Origin of the sequence: Aeromonas cavernicola, from assembly GCF_002795305.1 — a bacterium.
Taxonomy (GTDB): Bacteria; Pseudomonadota; Gammaproteobacteria; order Enterobacterales; family Aeromonadaceae; genus Aeromonas; species Aeromonas cavernicola.
On the sequence record NZ_PGGC01000047.1, the window covers coordinates 1 to 984 of the forward strand.

1 protein-coding gene and 1 pseudogene are annotated in these 984 nt (G+C 53.6%); both read right to left on the reverse strand.

Annotation, left to right across the window (positions count from 1 at the left end):
- Positions 1 to 324: primase C-terminal domain-containing protein (locus tag CUC53_RS05495; RefSeq protein WP_236757875.1), on the reverse strand; the 324-nt coding region annotated here is incomplete at its 3' end.
- Between the two features lie 152 nt (positions 325 to 476).
- Positions 477 to 955: pseudogene (locus CUC53_RS05500) on the reverse strand (IS1 family transposase); the annotation flags it as partial.
- Positions 956 to 984: the final 29 nt, after the last annotated feature.

Consider the following 984-nt stretch of genomic DNA (forward strand, 5'->3'; position numbering starts at 1 on the left):
CTTAGACACTTTCCCCCCCTTGGCCCCTCGATGCGCCTGCACTTGGCTAAACCCTGCGGGGGTGAATCTGTTCCATACCCAGCGGGCGATACTCTTCGCCGTCGCTTTGATCTCGCTATGGGGCAACGGGCCGCCCTGCTCTAAACCAAACACATTGGCGCTATCACAGGCCGCCCTCACTGCGTAGGCCCATCCGTCATAGCCATTGGGTCGCCAATGCTCTCTCACCGCGCTGTAGGCCCATTCACGCACGTTATCGAACACCGTGACGTTACGCCCCAGCCCGCTAACCTCTTTGCGACTGCGGCGGCTGTAGGCCGCCAACTCCGCATCGGGAGAGTATCAGTGAGTATTTGATGGGCTATTACAGCAACATTCGTCCCCATCACTACAACGGTGGTTTGACACCAAATGAATCTTAACTGCAGTATTGGGCTGCTTATAAAACCGTGGCCAGTTTTACTTGACCACTACAGGCCTATCTGGAACGGAGAAAGCAGGCTCAGCAAGCGGCGGTATGTCTCATTGTTGCGTGGGCCAAAGGTATATGCCACGACTCGTTTTCTCTTGGTGTCAAAGGCATACCAAAGCCAATGTCGATGCTGTTTATTGCCGACATAGGCCCATTGCTCATCGAGTTCACAGATAAGCGCCACGTCATCGAGCACCACCTTTTCGGAGGTTACTTGCCTTGGTGTGAGTTTTTTAGGAAGCGTATGACGGTGTTGATGCCAATCTTGAGGACGCGAGCAGTATCACGAACACCTGAGCCGTTGAAGGCCATATCAACAATCTTGTCTTTGACGCCAGGCTTGCGGGCTTCATAGGTGTAGGTGAGCTGAAACACGTGCACACAGACGGGGCAACGATAGCGAACATGGCCGGCGGGGGTCTTCCTGTGGCGATATACGTGGTCAGAGTTGCAGTGAGGGTAGTGAACGGTGATGGATGCCATGAATCTCAAAGGTACTCATTGTATCAATA